The following is a 988-nucleotide window of genomic DNA, read 5'->3' as shown; positions in this document are numbered from 1 at the left end:
GATTTAATCATTAAAGGTTTTCCTGACGATGAGGATGAGGAATTAAAAACATTTGCCATTAACCCAGAAGCAGTCATCGTAGAAAATGGAGTCGAATCACAGATTGCTCCCATTAATCGCCAATTTGGTTCAAAAACATTGGGGCAAAGAACAATGGCTATTTTTGCTGGACCAATGATGAATTTTGTACTAGCATTCATTGTCTTTATTATTATTGCTTTTATTCAAGGTGTTCCTACGAATGAACCTAAGTTAGGTGAAATCACTCCTGAAGGGGCAGCAATGGCTGCAGGTCTTAAAAAAGGTGATCTAATTCAGACGATAAATGGTTCAGAAATAACTAGTTGGTCTGATGTGGTAGAAGTTATTCGGAAAAACCCAAATGAAAAACTCGATTTTTCAATTCGCCGTGACAATAAGGATTTAGATATCACTGTAACCCCAATTGAAAAAACGGTAGAAGGAAAGAAAATCGGACTGATTGGTGTATATAGTCCAGTTGAGAAATCACCCATTCAAGCGGTAAAAGCAGGATTCACAGAAACCTATTTCTGGACTAAGCAGATTTTTGTGATGGTTGGTAAATTAGTTACGGGACAATTTTCAATCGATGCTCTATCTGGGCCGGTTGGTATTTACCAAGCTACTGATTCTGTTGCTAAATCTGGAATTTATTATTTAATGAAGTGGGCCGGGATTTTAAGCATTAACTTAGGAATTATGAACTTATTACCTATTCCCGCTCTTGATGGCGGCAGATTGATGTTTTTTGCTGTTGAAGCTGTCAGAGGAAAGCCAATTGATCGTCAAAAGGAAGGGATGGTCCATTTTATTGGATTTGCCCTCCTCATGCTGCTCATGCTCGTTGTAACGTGGAATGATATTCAAAGGTTCTTCCTATAATATGATAAATTTTATGTAAATAAGGGGCCGTTAATCCGGTCTCTTATTTTTTTTAAAGGCTGTGTTAGAGGTTAATGTTGATTTT

Annotated in this window: 1 protein-coding gene; it reads left to right on the top strand. The window is 37.3% G+C overall.

The annotated features are described in order from the left end of the window. A partial coding sequence (gene rseP, locus V7659_RS11535; RefSeq protein WP_335540134.1) for an RIP metalloprotease RseP occupies positions 1–903 on the top strand: 903 nt, incomplete at its 5' end. Positions 904–988 lie beyond the last annotated feature (85 nt).

The organism is Neobacillus drentensis, from assembly GCF_036966985.1.
GTDB classification, from domain to species: domain Bacteria; phylum Bacillota; class Bacilli; order Bacillales; family Cytobacillaceae; genus Neobacillus; species Neobacillus drentensis_E.
This window is presented reverse-complemented; position numbering and strand designations above follow the sequence as displayed.